The 16,765-nt window shown below is 50.3% G+C and carries 16 protein-coding genes; 11 read left to right on the top strand and 5 right to left on the bottom strand.

Annotation, left to right across the window (positions count from 1 at the left end):
- The first annotated feature begins 3 nt into the window (after positions 1-3).
- From BEB54_RS04625 to BEB54_RS04615, 3 genes are all read left to right on the top strand, one after another.
- Positions 4-2,436 carry a glycyl radical protein gene (locus BEB54_RS04625; RefSeq protein ID WP_103253279.1) on the top strand — a complete coding sequence of 811 codons (2,433 nt, stop codon included), beginning with the start codon at positions 4-6 and terminating at the stop codon, positions 2,434-2,436.
- 139 nt (positions 2,437-2,575) lie between these two features.
- On the top strand, positions 2,576-3,391 hold the full coding sequence (gene ybiV, locus BEB54_RS04620; protein ID WP_105277050.1) for a sugar-phosphatase YbiV: 816 nt from the start codon (positions 2,576-2,578) through the stop codon (positions 3,389-3,391).
- A gap of 151 nt (positions 3,392-3,542) precedes the next feature.
- The gene (locus tag BEB54_RS04615; RefSeq protein WP_105277049.1) at positions 3,543-4,802 is read left to right on the top strand and encodes a DUF1479 domain-containing protein; all 1,260 of its coding nucleotides are present in this window, start codon (positions 3,543-3,545) and stop codon (positions 4,800-4,802) included.
- 249 nt (positions 4,803-5,051) lie between these two features.
- Here the strand turns inward: BEB54_RS04615 and BEB54_RS04605 are convergent, their stop codons facing one another.
- Positions 5,052-6,644, bottom strand: coding sequence for an ABC-F family ATPase (locus BEB54_RS04605; protein ID WP_074501063.1), 1,593 nt, complete (start codon positions 6,642-6,644; stop codon positions 5,052-5,054).
- Between the two features lie 218 nt (positions 6,645-6,862).
- Here BEB54_RS04605 and ldtB point away from each other — a divergent pair, with 218 nt between their 5' ends.
- Positions 6,863-7,783 carry a L,D-transpeptidase gene (gene ldtB / locus BEB54_RS04600; RefSeq protein ID WP_001056376.1) on the top strand — a complete coding sequence of 307 codons (921 nt, stop codon included), beginning with the start codon at positions 6,863-6,865 and terminating at the stop codon, positions 7,781-7,783.
- Positions 7,784-7,841: 58 nt separating this feature from the next.
- Here the strand turns inward: ldtB and BEB54_RS04595 are convergent, their stop codons facing one another.
- Together BEB54_RS04595 and mntR are read right to left on the bottom strand one after the other, a co-directional pair.
- Positions 7,842-8,960, bottom strand: coding sequence for an anion transporter (locus tag BEB54_RS04595; protein ID WP_105277047.1), 1,119 nt, complete (start codon positions 8,958-8,960; stop codon positions 7,842-7,844).
- Positions 8,957-9,424: a manganese-binding transcriptional regulator MntR gene (mntR, locus tag BEB54_RS04590; protein WP_000091016.1), complete on the bottom strand. Its 468-nt coding sequence runs from the start codon at positions 9,422-9,424 to the stop codon at positions 8,957-8,959. The genes BEB54_RS04595 and mntR overlap by 4 nt, the downstream gene beginning before the upstream one ends.
- Before the next feature lie 185 nt (positions 9,425-9,609).
- Here mntR and mntS point away from each other — a divergent pair, with 185 nt between their 5' ends.
- Together mntS and opgE are read left to right on the top strand one after the other, a co-directional pair.
- Positions 9,610-9,738: a manganase accumulation protein MntS gene (mntS, locus tag BEB54_RS04585; RefSeq protein WP_001001761.1), complete on the top strand. Its 129-nt coding sequence runs from the start codon at positions 9,610-9,612 to the stop codon at positions 9,736-9,738.
- Positions 9,739-10,009: 271 nt separating this feature from the next.
- Positions 10,010-11,593: a phosphoethanolamine transferase gene (opgE, locus tag BEB54_RS04580; RefSeq protein WP_105277046.1), complete on the top strand. Its 1,584-nt coding sequence runs from the start codon at positions 10,010-10,012 to the stop codon at positions 11,591-11,593.
- A gap of 48 nt (positions 11,594-11,641) precedes the next feature.
- Here opgE and ompX read toward each other — a convergent pair whose 3' ends face one another.
- Complete coding sequence (ompX, locus tag BEB54_RS04575) at positions 11,642-12,157, bottom strand: outer membrane protein OmpX (RefSeq protein WP_001295296.1); 516 nt, start codon at positions 12,155-12,157, stop codon at positions 11,642-11,644.
- Between the two features lie 52 nt (positions 12,158-12,209).
- On the bottom strand, positions 12,210-12,275 hold the full coding sequence (locus BEB54_RS28520; protein ID WP_120795379.1) for a protein YliM: 66 nt from the start codon (positions 12,273-12,275) through the stop codon (positions 12,210-12,212).
- A 234-nt stretch (positions 12,276-12,509) separates the two neighbouring features.
- Here BEB54_RS28520 and BEB54_RS04570 point away from each other — a divergent pair, with 234 nt between their 5' ends.
- The 5 genes from BEB54_RS04570 (at position 12,510) to glnQ (ending at position 16,743) form a co-directional block, all read left to right on the top strand.
- Complete coding sequence (locus tag BEB54_RS04570) at positions 12,510-13,274, top strand: EamA family transporter (protein WP_105282140.1); 765 nt, start codon at positions 12,510-12,512, stop codon at positions 13,272-13,274.
- A gap of 298 nt (positions 13,275-13,572) precedes the next feature.
- The gene (gene dps, locus BEB54_RS04560) at positions 13,573-14,076 is read left to right on the top strand and encodes a DNA starvation/stationary phase protection protein Dps (RefSeq protein ID WP_000100800.1); all 504 of its coding nucleotides are present in this window, start codon (positions 13,573-13,575) and stop codon (positions 14,074-14,076) included.
- Between the two features lie 403 nt (positions 14,077-14,479).
- Positions 14,480-15,226 carry a glutamine ABC transporter substrate-binding protein GlnH gene (gene glnH / locus BEB54_RS04550; RefSeq protein ID WP_000843866.1) on the top strand — a complete coding sequence of 249 codons (747 nt, stop codon included), beginning with the start codon at positions 14,480-14,482 and terminating at the stop codon, positions 15,224-15,226.
- A 138-nt stretch (positions 15,227-15,364) separates the two neighbouring features.
- The gene (glnP, locus tag BEB54_RS04545; protein ID WP_103253282.1) at positions 15,365-16,024 is read left to right on the top strand and encodes a glutamine ABC transporter permease GlnP; all 660 of its coding nucleotides are present in this window, start codon (positions 15,365-15,367) and stop codon (positions 16,022-16,024) included.
- A complete protein-coding gene (glnQ, locus tag BEB54_RS04540; protein WP_000569080.1) occupies positions 16,021-16,743 on the top strand; it encodes a glutamine ABC transporter ATP-binding protein GlnQ in 723 nt (240 codons plus the stop codon). Before glnP ends, glnQ begins: the two co-directional genes overlap by 4 nt.
- Positions 16,744-16,765: the final 22 nt, after the last annotated feature.

Here is a 16,765-nt window from a genome sequence, read left to right as displayed (position 1 = left end):
ACCATGACCACACTGAAACTGGACACGCTCAGCGACCGCATTAAAGCGCACAAAAATGCGCTGGTGAATATTGTGAAACCGCCGGTCTGTACCGAGCGCGCGCAGCACTATACCGAGATGTATCAACAACATCTCGATAAGCCGATCCCGGTACGTCGCGCTCTGGCGCTGGCCCATCACCTGGCGAATCGCACTATTTGGATCAAGCACGATGAGTTGATCATCGGCAACCAGGCAAGCGAAGTTCGCGCCGCGCCGATCTTCCCGGAATATACCGTCTCCTGGATCGAAAAAGAGATTGATGATCTGGCGGATCGTCCGGGTGCAGGTTTTGCGGTGAGCGAAGAGAACAAACGCGTTCTGCATGAAGTGTGCCCTTGGTGGCGCGGTCAGACGGTACAGGATCGCTGCTATGGCATGTTTACCGATGAGCAAAAAGGCCTGCTGGCGACCGGTATCATTAAAGCGGAAGGTAATATGACCTCCGGCGATGCGCACCTGGCGGTCAATTTCCCACTGTTGCTGGAAAAAGGGCTTGATGGTCTGCGCGAGAAAGTGGCGGAGCGCCGCATGCGTATTAACCTGACCGTGCTGGAAGATCTGCACGGCGAGCAATTCCTGAAAGCGATTGATATCGTGTTGGTGGCGGTCAGTGAACATATTGAACGTTTCGCTGCCCTGGCGCGTGAAATGGCCGCTACCGAACCCCGCGAAAGCCGTCGCGATGAACTGCTGGCGATGGCCGAAAACTGCGACCTTATCGCCCACCAGCCGCCGCAGACTTTCTGGCAGGCGCTGCAACTGTGCTACTTCATCCAGTTGATTTTGCAGATCGAATCTAACGGTCACTCAGTATCGTTTGGTCGTATGGACCAGTATCTCTACCCGTACTATCGCCGCGACGTTGAACTGAACCAGACACTGGATCGTGAACACGCCATCGAGATGCTGCATAGCTGCTGGCTGAAACTGCTGGAAGTGAACAAGATCCGCTCCGGCTCGCACTCAAAAGCCTCTGCGGGAAGTCCGCTGTATCAGAACGTCACCATTGGCGGGCAAAATCTGGTTGATGGTCAGCCGATGGACGCGGTGAATCCACTCTCTTACGCAATCCTCGAATCTTGCGGCCGCCTGCGTTCCACTCAGCCTAACCTCAGCGTGCGCTACCACGCGGGAATGAGTAACGATTTCCTCGATGCCTGCGTACAGGTGATCCGCTGCGGCTTCGGGATGCCGGCGTTCAACAACGACGAAATCGTCATCCCGGAATTTATTAAACTCGGTATTGAACCGCAGGATGCTTACGACTACGCGGCGATTGGCTGTATCGAAACCGCCGTCGGTGGCAAATGGGGCTATCGCTGCACCGGGATGAGCTTTATCAACTTCGCCCGCGTGATGCTGGCGGCGCTGGAAGGCGGTCGTGATGCCACCAGCGGCAAAGTGTTCCTGCCACAAGAAAAAGCGTTGTCAGCGGGTAACTTCAACAACTTCGATGAAGTGATGGACGCGTGGGACACGCAAATCCGTTACTACACCCGTAAATCAATCGAAATCGAATATGTCGTCGACACCATGCTGGAAGAGAACGTGCACGATATTCTCTGCTCGGCGCTGGTGGATGACTGTATTGAGCGAGCGAAAAGCATTAAACAAGGCGGCGCGAAGTATGACTGGGTTTCTGGCCTGCAGGTCGGCATTGCTAACCTCGGCAACAGCCTGGCGGCAGTGAAGAAACTGGTGTTTGAACAGGGCGCGATTGGTCAGCAACAACTGGCTGCCGCACTGGCGGATGACTTCGACGGCCTGACGCACGAGCAGCTGCGTCAGCGGCTGATTAACGGCGCGCCGAAGTACGGCAACGACGATGATACTGTCGATACGCTGCTGGCTCGCGCTTATCAGACCTATATCGACGAACTGAAACAGTACCATAACCCGCGCTACGGTCGTGGTCCGATTGGCGGCAACTATTACGCAGGTACGTCGTCTATCTCCGCTAACGTACCGTTTGGCGCGCAGACTATGGCAACGCCGGACGGACGTAAAGCACATACCCCGCTGGCAGAAGGCGCTAGTCCGGCCTCCGGTACTGACCATCTCGGCCCAACGGCGGTCATTGGCTCGGTGGGTAAACTGCCTACGGCAGCGATTCTCGGCGGCGTGTTGCTCAACCAGAAACTGAATCCGGCAACGCTGGAGAACGAATCTGACAAGCAGAAACTGATGATCCTACTGCGCACCTTCTTCGAGGTGCATAAAGGCTGGCATATTCAGTACAACATCGTTTCCCGCGAAACGCTGCTGGAAGCGAAAAAGCATCCGGATCAGTACCGCGATCTGGTGGTGCGCGTAGCGGGTTATTCCGCCTTCTTCACTGCGCTCTCTCCAGACGCACAGGACGATATCATCGCCCGTACTGAACATATGCTGTAATCTCCTTCGCCCGGTAACGGTTGTTGCCGGGCGAAAATACTCATCCCATCGATATTATTTTAATCCGAAATAAATTTGTGCTCCGCGTCACATTGTCATTACACTGTGGCGGTTTGCATTCATTGTCAGGAGCACATCTATGAGCGTAAAAGTTATCGTCACAGACATGGACGGTACTTTTCTGAGCGACGCCAAAACGTACAACAATGAGCGTTTTATGGTGCAATATCAGGAACTTAAAAAGCGCGGCATTGAGTTCGTTGTCGCCAGCGGTAATCAGTATTACCAGCTTATTTCGTTCTTTCCTGAGCTAAAGGATGAGATCTCTTTTGTCGCGGAAAACGGCGCACTGGTTTACGAACATGGCAAGCAACTGTTCCACGGCGAACTGACCCGACATGAATCAAGAGTTGTCATTGGTGAACTGCTGAAAGACAAGCAGCTCAATTTTGTTGCCTGCGGTTTGCAAAGCGCGTATGTCAGTGAGAATGCGCCAGAAGCATTCGTCGCGCTAATGGCAAAACACTACCATCGTCTGAAACCTGTGAAAGATTACCAGGATATTGATGATGTACTGTTCAAGTTTTCGCTCAACCTGCCTGACGAACAAATCCCGTTAGTGATCGACAAACTGCATATTACGCTCGATGGCATTATGAAGCCCGTCACCAGTGGTTTTGGCTTTATCGACCTGATTATTCCTGGCCTGCATAAAGCGAATGGTATTTCGCGGTTACTGAAACGCTGGGATCTGTCACCGCAAAATGTGGTAGCGATTGGCGACAGCGGTAACGATGCGGAGATGCTGAAAATGGCGCGTTATTCCTTTGCGATGGGCAATGCTGCGGAAAACATTAAACAAATCTCCCGTTACGCTACCGATGATAATAATCATGAAGGCGCGCTGAATGTGATTCAGGCGGTGCTAGATAACACCGCTCCTTTCAATAAGTAACCTTTTCCCGGCCGGAGCAATCGTTCCGGCATCTCTCTTTTTTGCTCACTTTGTGCACTTACTCAAGATTTTCATCTTGCGTTAACTTATTTTTAACTTAAAGTATCAATCATAACTATTTTCACTTTCGAACGAAAGTTGTGAGGTTGATATGACTTTTACCTATGAGACACTGCCAACAGATGCGAAAACGGCTATCCGTAAGATGAAAGCGGAGCTGCGACAACAGATCGGCGATGTACAACAGGTCTTCGATAAACTCTCTGCAAAAATCGAAGCACGTGTAGCAGAAATAGACGCCCTCAAAGGGCAAGGATTACCGGTTTGGCCGGAAGTCCCATATAGCGACGTTGCAGCAGGTACAGTGAGTGAAGCCACGCGCAATGAAATTAAACGTCGCGGCTGTGCAGTAATTAAAGGCCATTTCCCCCGCGAACAGGCACTGGCATGGGATCGCGCAATGCTTGACTATCTTGATGCCAATCATTTTGATGATGTTTATAAAGGTCCCGGCGACAGCTTCTTTGGATCGCTGGAGGCATCTCGTCCTGAAATCTACCCTATTTACTGGTCGCAGGCACAAATGCAGGCGCGACAAAGTGACAATATGGCGGCGCTGCAATCTTTCCTTAACCGCCTGTGGAAGTCTGAAAGCAACGGCAGGCAGTGGTTTGATCCCGATATTAGCGTGATCTATCCGGACAGGATCCGCCGCCGCCCACCAGGCACGACGTCTAAAGGTCTGGGTGCACACACTGATTCTGGGGCGCTGGAACGTTGGTTATTACCCGCTTATCAGCGTGTTTTTGCCCATGTTTTCAACGGTAATGTCGACGATTACGATCCGTGGGATGCTGCATACCGTACTGATGTTGAAGAGTACACGGTAGATAACACCACAAAATGTTCGGTGTTCCGCACTTTTCAAGGCTGGACGGCGCTTTCCGATATGTTACCAGGACAGGGATTATTGCATGTGGTGCCAATCCCGGAAGCGATGGCGTATGTTTTATTGCGCCCACTGCTGGATGACGTACCGGACGATGAGTTGTGTGGGGTCGCTCCTGGCAAAGTTCTGCCCATTTCAGAGAGATGGCATCCACTACTGATTAAAGCACTCACTTCCATTCCAGCTATTACAGCGGGGGATTCCGTCTGGTGGCACTGCGACGTGATCCACTCCGTCGCACCGGTAAATAATCAACAAGGCTGGGGGAATGTGATGTATATCCCTGCCGCGCCGATGTGTGAGAAAAACCGGGCTTATGCGCATAACGTCAGGAAAGCACTGGAAAAAGGGGCATCACCGGGCGATTTCCCTCGAGAAGATTATGAAGCAAACTGGGATGGCCGATTTACGCTGGATGATCTGAACATTCACGGTAAGCGCGCGCTGGGCATGGATGTTTGAGAGGTGATGGATTAGTAGAAGTGAATTGATGTGAGGTTAAGAAAGCAGGTTCGGTGTTGCTCTGATTGCTGACAAAGTGCGCTTTGTTCATGACGGATGCGGCGTTAACGCCTTATCCGGTCTACAAAGTCCTGAAAATTCAATATATTGCGATACGCTGTCAGGCCTGATAAGCGTAGCGCATCAGGCAATTTTGCATTTGTCATCAGTTTCAGTAGCCCTGACCCTATCAGGGCTACTGATAATAACTTACTCGATCCCTTTACTACGCAGGTAATCTTCGTAATTACCGCTAAAGTCGATCACGCGTTCCGGGGTGATTTCCAGAATGCGGGTCGCCAGGGAGCTTACAAACTCACGGTCGTGAGAAACAAAGATCAGCGTTCCCTGATACAGTTCCAGCGCCATGTTCAGCGACTCGATAGATTCCATATCCAGGTGGTTGGTCGGTTCGTCCATGATTAGAATATTTGGTTTCTGCATCATTAACTTACCAAACAGCATCCGCCCTTTTTCCCCACCGGAAAGCACATTAGCTGGTTTTTTGATGTCGTCCTGGCTGAACAGCAAACGACCGAGAATGCTGCGTACCGCCTGCTCGTCATCGCCTTCCTGCTTCCACTGACTCATCCATTCGAATACGGTCAGATCATTTTCGAACTCATATTCGTGGTCCTGGGCGTAGTAACCAATGCGCGCGTTTTCAGACCATTTTACGGTGCCGCTGTCCGGTTGCAGATCGCCCACCAGCGTTTTCAGCAGCGTTGATTTACCGACGCCGTTGGTACCCAGTACCGCCAGTTTTTCACCCACTTCCAGCAGCAGGTTGAGATTTTTAAACAGGGGACCGTTATCAAACCCTTTGGTCAGACCTTCCACTTCCAGCGCGTTACGGAACAGTTTCTTATCCTGTTCAAAACGGATGAACGGGTTCTGACGGCTGGAGGCTTTCACCTCTTCAAGTTTGATTTTATCAATCTGGCGTGCGCGCGAAGTTGCCTGGCGAGATTTCGAGGCGTTGGCACTAAAGCGGCTAACGAAAGATTGCAACTCAGCAATCTGCGCTTTCTTCTTGGCGTTATCAGCCAGCAGACGTTCACGCGCCTGAGTCGCCGCCGTCATGTACTCATCGTAGTTGCCCGGATAAACGCGCAGTTCACCGTAATCCAGATCCGCCATGTGGGTACAAACCATGTTAAGGAAGTGACGGTCGTGCGAGATGATGATCATGGTGCTGTCACGCTCGTTCAGCACCTGTTCCAGCCAACGAATGGTGTCGATGTCGAGGTTGTTGGTCGGTTCGTCGAGCAGGAGAATGTCCGGATCAGCAAACAGCGCCTGCGCCAGCAGCACACGCAGCTTCCAGCCAGGAGCAACTTCACTCATCGGGCCGTAGTGCTGTTCCACTGGAATTCCCACGCCAAGCAACAGTTCACCGGCGCGAGCTTCCGCAGAGTAACCGTCCATTTCGCCGTATTTCACTTCCAGATCGGCCACTTTATAGCCGTCTTCTTCACTCATTTCCGGCAAAGCATAGATGCGGTCGCGCTCCTGCTTCACTTCCCACAACTCTTTATGCCCCATGATCACCGTATCCAGCACGGTGAACTCTTCAAAGGCAAACTGATCCTGACGCAATTTACCAATGCGCTCGTTGGGATCGAGGGAAACGTTACCCAGCGTCGGCTCTAAGTCGCCGCCGAGGATCTTCATAAAGGTGGATTTACCACTACCGTTCGCGCCAATCAGGCCGTAACGGTTGCCGCCGCCAAACTTGACGGAAATGTTTTCAAACAACGGCTTACTGCCGAACTGCATGGTGACGTTACTGGAAACTAACACAGGCGTATCCTGAAAAGAGATATGACAAACCGCGTATTATGCCATAAGTCTGAAAGAAGATCCCGTCCCCCGCTTAAGGTCTACACTCTTCCCAAAGGCAAAAAATGTGATTTCGTACACATCTGATTTCACTGTGAGCTGGAATGAACTTATAATGCGCTTCCAATACTCTAATATTCTCAACCCAATGGCCTGCCAGGCACTAAATCTCGCTTAACATGAATATGAAATTGAAAACATTATTCGCAGCGGCCTTCGCTGTTGTCGGCTTTTGCAGTACCGCCTCTGCGGTAACTTATCCTCTGCCAACCGACGGGAGTCGCCTGGTTGGTCAGAATCAGGTGATCACCATTCCTGAAGGTAACACTCAGCCGCTGGAGTATTTTGCCGCCGAGTACCAGATGGGTCTTTCCAACATGATGGAAGCTAACCCGGGTGTGGACACCTTCCTGCCGAAAGGCGGTACTGTACTGAACATTCCGCAGCAGCTGATCCTGCCGGATACCGTTCATGAAGGCATTGTCATTAACAGCGCAGAGATGCGTCTCTATTACTATCCGAAAGGCAGCAACACCGTTATCGTGCTGCCCATCGGCATTGGTCAGTTAGGCAAAGACACGCCTATCAACTGGACCACCAAAGTTGAGCGTAAGAAAGCAGGCCCGACCTGGACGCCGACCGCCAAAATGCACGCAGAGTACCGCGCTGCGGGCGAACCGCTTCCGGCTGTCGTTCCGGCAGGTCCGGATAACCCGATGGGGCTGTATGCACTCTACATCGGTCGCCTGTACGCTATCCATGGCACCAACGCCAACTTCGGTATCGGTCTGCGTGTAAGTCATGGCTGTGTGCGTCTGCGTAACGAAGACATCAAATTCCTGTTCGAGAAAGTACCGGTCGGTACTCGCGTACAGTTTATTGATGAGCCGGTAAAAGCGACCACCGAGCCTGACGGCAGCCGTTATATTGAAGTCCATAACCCGCTGTCTACCACCGAAGCCCAGTTTGAAGGTCAGGAAATTGTGCCAATTACCCTGACGAAGAGCGTGCAGACAGTAACTGGTCAGCCTGATGTGGATCAGGTCGTGCTGGATGAAGCGATCAAAAATCGTTCCGGGATGCCGGTTCGTCTGAATTAATCTTCAAAACTTAAATTAAAAGGCGGACTCATAATCCGCCTTTTTTATTTGCCAGCACCTAGCTGGCCGGGAACATAACTAACAAAACGTATCCCACCAGCGCCGCCCACAACAGTATCGGTATTGAATAGAGATGGAAACGCCACCAGATACGGCGATCGTTTGCCATCCGTAACGCAATCAAATTTGCCAGCGATCCGGGTAATAAACCAAAGCCACCCACGTTTACCGCCCATGCCAGTAATAAAGACGGTGGCACATAATTGAGGAGCAAAATCGTGCTCGGCACGTTACTGATCACCTGCGATAAACCAATCGCCGTTAACCATAATCCGGGTTCGGATAAATGACTCACGTTACTTAACACCCCCTGCAAAGCTGGCAATTGGGTTAGTAAATGGACGTCGATAAACATCGCCATAAACACCAGCAGCAGCGTCCAGTCCACGCTGATCACCACGCGACGAGCCAGCAGCGCAAAGCCCGCCGCTACAATCACAAGTCCCCACAGCTCTTGTTTTAACTCCAGCGCCGTCAGAAAGACGATATACAGCCCCAGACAACTCCACACCAGCCGCGGTTTCCACTCAGGTGTTTGCGCCCCCGTATGATATTGCAGCGCCTTTCCAGGGAAACAACACCAGCACAGTAGCAGGAGTGTCAGCATCATTGCGCCAGCCAGCGGTGCCATTTGGGCAATAAACCCGGCAAACGAAAGACCAGAACGACCCCAGATAAGAATATTTTGCGGGTTGCCAATCGGCGTCAGTAGCGAACCCGCATTGACTGCCAGCGCCTCAAAAATAATCAGTCGATTAATCGGGATCTCACACAGTCTTTTTAGTGTGATTGTCAGCGGAACAACAATAAACAGCGCGACATCGTTGGTCAGAAATGTTGAAAGCAACGCCGCCGCCAGCACCATAAACATTGCCAGCCGACGCTCAGTAGCAAAGCGGCGCACCATTTTGCGCCCCAGCACATCAAAATAACCGCTTAACTCCACACCTTTGGTCAGCAGCATCAGGCCACTGAGGGTGATGATAGTGTGCCAGTCGATAGCAGCAAGCCAGGATTTCGGTGCAAAGGGAACGAAAAAACTTAATCCGATGCCAACAAGAATTAATAACTGAAAAAAGCGATCGCCTTGTAGCGTGCGTAAAAAAGGCAGGCTCATTTGGCACCGTGTTTCTGGGTAAACAAACGAAAGGCATCCAGCGTCTCTTCACTGACATGGTGCTCCATGCCTTCCGCGTCGCGACGAGCGATTTCCGGGCTGACACCCAACACTAACAAGAAATTTTCGACTATCTGATGTCGCTCGCGGCTTTCCTGCGCCAGCTTCTCTCCTTCTGCCGTTAAAAACACGCCACGCCAGGGGATCATTTCAATCAGCCCCATGGTTGCCAGTCGCTTGAGCATTTTAGCCACCGTCGGTTGCGAAACGCCCAGACGAGCCGCCATGTCCACCTGACGAGCTTCCCCCACTTCCCTGATCAAGTCAGAAATCAGCTCAACGTAATCATCAATAAGCTCGCGCCGATGCGCCTCTCTGACCTGGCGGAACCCTTCAACGTGCTCTTCCACGTTCACTAACTGCGTCACTTTTTTTGCTGTTGGCGTACCTGCGCGACGACTCATTGTGCTTCCTCATTATGGTGACGCATACATAGCGTTCTCATTTCGTGCGCACATTGTAAACCAGAGTTGCGAAGGTACAAAAAATTAACGTTTTAGCAATAGCTATATAATATAGCCTGTGCTATATCTGTATGTAATGCAATCATCCCTCAAGGATCGACGGGATTAGCAAGTCAGGAGGTCTTATGAATGAGTTCAAGAGGTGTATGCGCGTGTTTAGTCATTCTCCCTTTAAAGTACGGTTAATGCTGCTCTCTATGTTGTGCGATATGGTCAACAACAAACCGCAGCAAGATAAACCTTCCGATAAATAGCGGCGTCGCGGTACGCCGCTTCACTCCTGCTTTTATGCAGGCACAACGCGTTTTGCTCTGAAAAACCCCACTTTTTGTCGGATTTGCAATCCCCTTCGCAAAAGATTTGTTCGTCAGTAGTTGACCTGAACGGCAGCTCGCTCTATCTTCTTGCAGCCCTGCGTATATTGCGGCTCGCGGATGCGGACCCTTTTCCCCTCTTCACGCACTCTTGCAGGTATTGACCCTTGACGCCAGGGTAAGCACATGGCGTTTGTTACGATAGTGGCATATGAATTTAACCCTCAAAGAATCGCTTGTTACCCGTAGCCGGGTATTTAGCCCGTGGACTGCGTTCTACTTTTTACAGTCGCTATTAATTAACCTCGGCTTAGGTTACCCCTTCAGTTTGCTATACACCGCCGCATTTACGGCTATTTTGCTTTTGCTATGGCGAACATTGCCTCGCGTACAAAAAGTTCTGGTCGGTGTCAGTTCGCTGGTCGCCGCTTGTTATTTCCCTTTTGCTCAGGCCTACGGCGCGCCTAACTTCAATACCTTGCTGGCATTGCATTCCACCAATATGGAAGAGTCGACCGAAATCCTGACGATTTTTCCGTGGTATAGCTACCTGGTCGGCTTATTTATTTTTGCACTCGGCGTAATAGCAATCAGGCGGAAAAAAGAGAGTGAAAAAGCGCGCTGGAATACCTTCGACAGTCTGTGTCTGGTATTCAGTGTGGCGACATTTTTTGTTGCTCCCGTGCAAAATCTGGCCTGGGGCGGCGTATTTAAACTGAAAGATACTGGCTATCCGGTATTTCGTTTTGCTAAGGATGTCATCGTCAATAATAACGAGGTGATTGAAGAGCAAGAACGGATGGCAAAACTTTCCGGAATGAAAGATACCTGGACGGTCACTGCCGTTAAGCCGAAATATCAGACCTATGTGGTGGTGATCGGTGAAAGCGCGCGTCGCGATGCCCTCGGTGCCTTTGGCGGTCACTGGGACAATACCCCGTTTGCCAGCAGTGTTAACGGTTTGCTTTTTGCTGACTACATTGCCGCCAGTGGCTCCACGCAGAAATCGCTTGGCTTAACGCTCAATCGCGTAGTCGATGGCAAACCACAGTTTCAGGATAACTTTGTCACCCTGGCAAATCGCGCGGGCTTCCAGACCTGGTGGTTTTCCAACCAGGGCCAAATCGGCGAATACGATACCGCCATCGCCAGCATCGCCAAACGGGCAGATGAAGTGTACTTCCTGAAAGAAGGTAATTTTGAAGCAGATAAAAACACGAAAGACGAAGCGTTACTGGATATGACCGCTCAAGTGCTGGCACAAGAGCACTCGCAACCGCAGCTGATTGTTCTACATCTGATGGGCTCACATCCACAGGCCTGCGACCGGACACAAGGCAAATACGCAACCTTTGTGCAATCGAAAGAAACGTCATGCTATCTCTATACCATGACACAAACGGACGATTTGTTGCGTAAGCTGTACGACCAGTTACGCAATAGCGGCAGCAGCTTCTCGCTGGTTTACTTTGCGGACCACGGTCTGGCCTTTAAAGAACGCGGCAAAGACGTGCAATACCTTGCCCATGATGATAAGTATCAGCAAAATTTCCAGGTACCTTTTATGGTCATTTCCAGCGATGATAAAGCGCATCGGGTGATTAAAGCCCGCCGTTCAGCCAATGACTTCTTAGGTTTTTTCTCGCAGTGGACGGGAATTAAAGCGAAGGAAATTAACATCAAATACCCGTTTATATCTGAGAAGAAAGCCGGGCCGATATACATCACCAACTTCCAGTTACAGAAGGTAGATTACAACCATCTCGGAACCGATATTTTCGACCCGAAACCTTAAAACAAAAAATCCGCCCCGAGAGGCGGATTTTTTATATCACCGAAGTGATTAGAAGCGGTAACCAACACCGGCAATCCAGGTGCCTACGTCAACGCTACGAATACGGCTCTGCTCGTAAGAGAAGTCCAGAGCAACGTTTTCCATCGGGTTGAACTGCAGACCAGCACCGTAGGAGAAACCGTAGTCGCTGGTGTCGTGTTTGTAGGTCGGGTATTCAGTGGTCTGGAATTTACCATAACCCACACCCACTACACCGTAGATGCTTGCCCAGTCGTTAATGCGGTAAGCCGGACCAGCAGTGATGCCGTAGTACTGGTTTTTGTTGTAGTCACCAGAGCTTGCAGTACGGCTTTTCTCGGTGTAAGTGAAAGAACCGATCACACCCAGCGGGCTGTTGTCTTCTTCATAGCGGTATTTCAGGTTGAAACCGCCCATTTTGTTCATTTGGCCCTGAGCGTCGCTCTGTGCGTAACCGCCAGTTACGGTAGAAGTCGCAGCTACGGAAGTACCTGCGGTGAAAGCCAGAACTGCGGCCAGTGCTGAAAGACATGCAATTTTTTTCATAACCACCTCAAATGTGATTCAAATAAGTCCTAAGTTTTAAATATATCAAAAATTAATGGGAAACTCTTCGCGATTTATGATGTCTAACGGGCCATTTCATGTAACAGAACGTTTCCATACACCGCTATCCATCTAAATTTAAATCACTTTTTCAGAGAACTGCGTAAGTATTACGCATGTATTCCCTGTCATTCATCCAGATTATTCCTAATCACCAGACTAATGATTCCATCAATCCTGGCGCATTTTAGTCAAAACGGGGGAAAATTTTTTCAACAAATGCTCAACCAGCATTGGGTATATCCAGTACACTCCACGCTTTACTTAGGTTTAGATATTTGTGGGAGAAAGGATGCCTGGTTCATTACGTAAAATGCCGGTCTGGTTACCAATAGTCATATTGCTCGTTGCCATGGCGTCTATTCAGGGTGGAGCCTCGTTAGCTAAGTCACTTTTTCCTCTGGTGGGCGCACCGGGTGTCACTGCGCTGCGTCTGGCATTAGGAACGCTGATCCTCATCGCGTTCTTTAAGCCATGGCGACTGCGCTTTGCCAAAGAGCAGCGGTTACCGCTGTTGTTTTACGGCGTTTCGCTGGGTGGGATGAATTATCTTTTTTATCTTTCTATTCAGACAGTACCGCTGGGTATTGCGGTGGCGCTGGAGTTCACCGGACCACTGGCGGTGGCACTGGGGGCCGGGGCTTGTTGGGCTATTTACATTTTAAGTGGGCAACGCGCAGGAGCGGAACATGGCCCTGCGACGGTGGCAATTGGTTCGTTGATTGCAGCGTTAATTTTCGTGCCAATTGGAGCGCTTCAGGCTGGTGAAGCACTCTGGCACTGGTCGGTTATTCCATTGGGTCTGGCGGTCGCTATTCTCTCGACCGCTCTGCCTTATTCGCTGGAAATGATTGCCCTCACCCGTTTGCCAACACGGACATTTGGTACGCTGATGAGCATGGAACCGGCGCTGGCTGCCGTTTCCGGGATGATTTTCCTCGGAGAAACACTGACACCCATACAGCTGCTGGCGCTCGGCGCTATCATCGCCGCTTCAATGGGTTCTACGCTGACAGTACGCAAAGAGAGCAAAATAAAAGAATTAGACATTAATTAAATTTACATTTCTGCATGGTTATGCATAACCATGCAGAATTTCTCGCTACTTTTCCTCCACACCGTCTTTATATATCGAATTATGCAAAAGCATATTTATTCCGAAAATTCCTGGCGAGCCAATAAATAAGAATTGTTCTTATCAATATATCTAACTCATTGAATTTTTATTAGTTTTGTTTTTCACGCTTGTTACCACTATTAGTGTGATAGGAACAGCCAGAATAGCGGAACACATAGCCGGTGCTATACTTAGTCTCGTTAATTACTGGGACATAACATCAAGAGGATATGAAATTATGAGTACCGCTAAATTAGTTAAATCAAAAGCGACCAATCTGCTTTATACCCGCAACGATGTCTCTGACAGCGAGAAAAAAGCAACAGTAGAGTTGCTGAATCGCCAGGTTATCCAGTTTATTGATCTTTCTTTGATTACCAAACAAGCGCACTGGAACATGCGCGGCGCTAACTTCATTGCCGTACATGAAATGCTGGATGGCTTCCGCACCGCACTGATCGATCATCTGGATACCATGGCAGAACGTGCAGTGCAGCTGGGCGGTGTAGCTCTGGGGACCACTCAAGTTATCAACAGCAAAACCCCGCTGAAAAGTTACCCGCTGGACATCCACAACGTTCAGGATCATCTGAAAGAACTGGCTGACCGTTACGCAATCGTCGCTAATGACGTACGCAAAGCGATTGGTGAAGCGAAAGATGACGACACCGCAGATATCCTGACCGCCGCGTCTCGCGACCTGGATAAATTCCTGTGGTTTATCGAGTCTAACATCGAATAAATCCATCGCTGATGGTGGAGAACTTTAGTACCCGATAAAAGCGGCTTCCTGACAGGAGGCCGTTTTGTTTTGCAGCCCACCTCAACGCACTTATTTAGTGCATCCATCTGCTATCTCCAGCTGATTAAGTAAATTTTTTGTATCCACATCATCACACAATCGTTACATAAAGATTGTTTTTTCATCAGGTTTTACGCTAAATAATCACTGTGTTGAGTGCACAATTTTAGCGCACCAGTTTGGTGCCCCAGAATGGTGCATCTTCAGGGTATTGCCCTATAAATCGTGCATCACGTTTTTACCGCATCTCGATAAATCAATGAGTTGCAAAACTGGCACGATTTTTTCATATATGTGAATGTCACGCAGGGGATCGTCCCGTGGATAGAAAAAAGGAAATGCTATGAAGTCTGTATTAAAAGTTTCACTGGCTGCACTGACCCTGGCTTTTGCGGTTTCTTCTCATGCCGCGGATAAAAAATTAGTTGTCGCGACGGATACCGCCTTCGTTCCGTTTGAATTTAAACAGGGCGATAAATACGTGGGCTTTGACGTTGATCTGTGGGCTGCCATCGCTAAAGAGCTGAAGCTGGATTACGAACTGAAGCCGATGGATTTCAGTGGGATCATTCCGGCACTGCAAACCAAAAACGTCGATCTGGCGCTGGCGGGCATCACCATTACCGACGAGCGTAAAAAAGCGATCGATTTCTCTGACGGCTACTACAAAAGCGGCCTGTTAGTGATGGTGAAAGCTAACAATAACGATGTGAAAAGCGTGAAAGATCTCGACGGGAAAGTGGTTGCTGTGAAGAGCGGCACTGGCTCCGTTGATTACGCGAAAGCAAACATCAAAACTAAAGATCTGCGTCAGTTCCCGAACATTGATAACGCCTATATGGAACTGGGCACTAACCGCGCAGACGCCGTTCTGCACGATACGCCAAACATTCTTTACTTCATCAAAACTGCCGGTAACGGTCAGTTCAAAGCGGTAGGTGACTCTCTGGAAGCACAGCAATACGGTATCGCGTTCCCGAAAGGTAGCGATGAGCTGCGTGACAAAGTCAACGGCGCATTGAAAACCCTGCGCGAGAACGGAACTTACAACGAAATCTACAAAAAATGGTTCGGTACTGAACCAAAATAATAACGCTACGCCTGTAAAGCGCACTGGCAGTCCCCTCTCCCCTCTGGGGAGGGGGGTTGGGTAAGGGGCGCAAACCCGCTCCGGGGCCATTAATTACCCTGAATTTGATTATTTACACCACGGTAACAGGAACAACATATGCAGTTTGACTGGAGTGCCATCTGGCCTGCCATTCCGCTTCTGATTGAAGGTGCCAAAATGACCCTGTGGATTTCGGTCCTCGGTCTGGCTGGCGGCCTGGTGATCGGATTGCTGGCAGGTTTTGCACGCACCTTCGGTGGTTGGATATCCAACCACGTCGCGCTGGTCTTTATTGAAGTGATCCGCGGCACACCTATCGTCGTCCAGGTGATGTTTATCTACTTCGCCCTGCCGATGGCGTTTAACGACTTACGCATCGACCCATTTACTGCGGCGGTGGTCACCATCATGATCAACTCCGGCGCATACATTGCGGAAATCACGCGTGGTGCGGTGCTGTCTATCCACAAAGGTTTCCGTGAAGCAGGACTGGCTCTCGGCCTTTCACGTTGGGAAACCATTCGCTACGTCATTTTACCGCTGGCACTGCGTCGTATGCTGCCGCCGCTGGGTAACCAGTGGATCATCAGCATTAAAGACACCTCGCTGTTTATTGTTATCGGCGTGGCGGAACTGACCCGTCAGGGGCAAGAAATTATTGCCGGTAACTTCCGCGCCCTTGAGATCTGGAGCGCCGTGGCGGTGTTCTATCTGATTATTACCCTGGTGCTGAGCTTTATTCTGCGTCGTCTGGAAAGAAGGATGAAAATCCTGTGATTGAATTTAAAAACGTCTCCAAGCATTTTGGTCCAACCCAGGTGCTGCACAATATCGATTTGAACATTGCCCAGGGCGAAGTCGTGGTGATTATCGGGCCGTCCGGTTCCGGTAAATCGACCCTGCTGCGCTGCATCAACAAACTGGAAGAAATCACTTCCGGCGATCTGATTGTCGATGGCCTGAAGGTTAACGATCCGAAAGTTGACGAGCGCCTGATTCGCCAGGAAGCGGGTATGGTGTTCCAGCAGTTTTACCTCTTCCCGCATCTGACGGCGCTGGAAAACGTGATGTTTGGTCCGCTACGCGTGCGTGGCGCGAACAAAGAAGAGGCGGAAAAACTGGCGCGTGAGCTGCTGGCGAAAGTCGGTCTGGCAGAACGTGCACATCACTACCCTTCCGAACTTTCTGGTGGTCAGCAGCAGCGTGTGGCGATTGCCCGCGCGCTGGCGGTGAAGCCGAAAATGATGCTGTTTGATGAACCGACTTCCGCTCTTGACCCGGAACTGCGCCATGAAGTGCTGAAGGTTATGCAGGATCTGGCTGAAGAAGGGATGACGATGGTGATCGTGACACACGAAATCGGTTTTGCCGAGAAAGTCGCTTCGCGCCTGATCTTTATCGACAAAGGCCGGATTGCGGAAGATGGCGATCCGCAGGTGTTGATCAAGAACCCACCGAGCCAGCGCTTGCAGGAATTTTTGCAGCACGTCTCTTAACTTCTCAGCCTCCCTTTCTTCC

This window comes from Escherichia sp. MOD1-EC6021, from assembly GCF_002965245.1.
Taxonomy (GTDB): Bacteria; Pseudomonadota; Gammaproteobacteria; order Enterobacterales; family Enterobacteriaceae; genus Escherichia; species Escherichia coli_F.
Note: the sequence above shows the minus strand (reverse complement) of the source record. Positions and strands in the feature narration are given on the sequence as shown.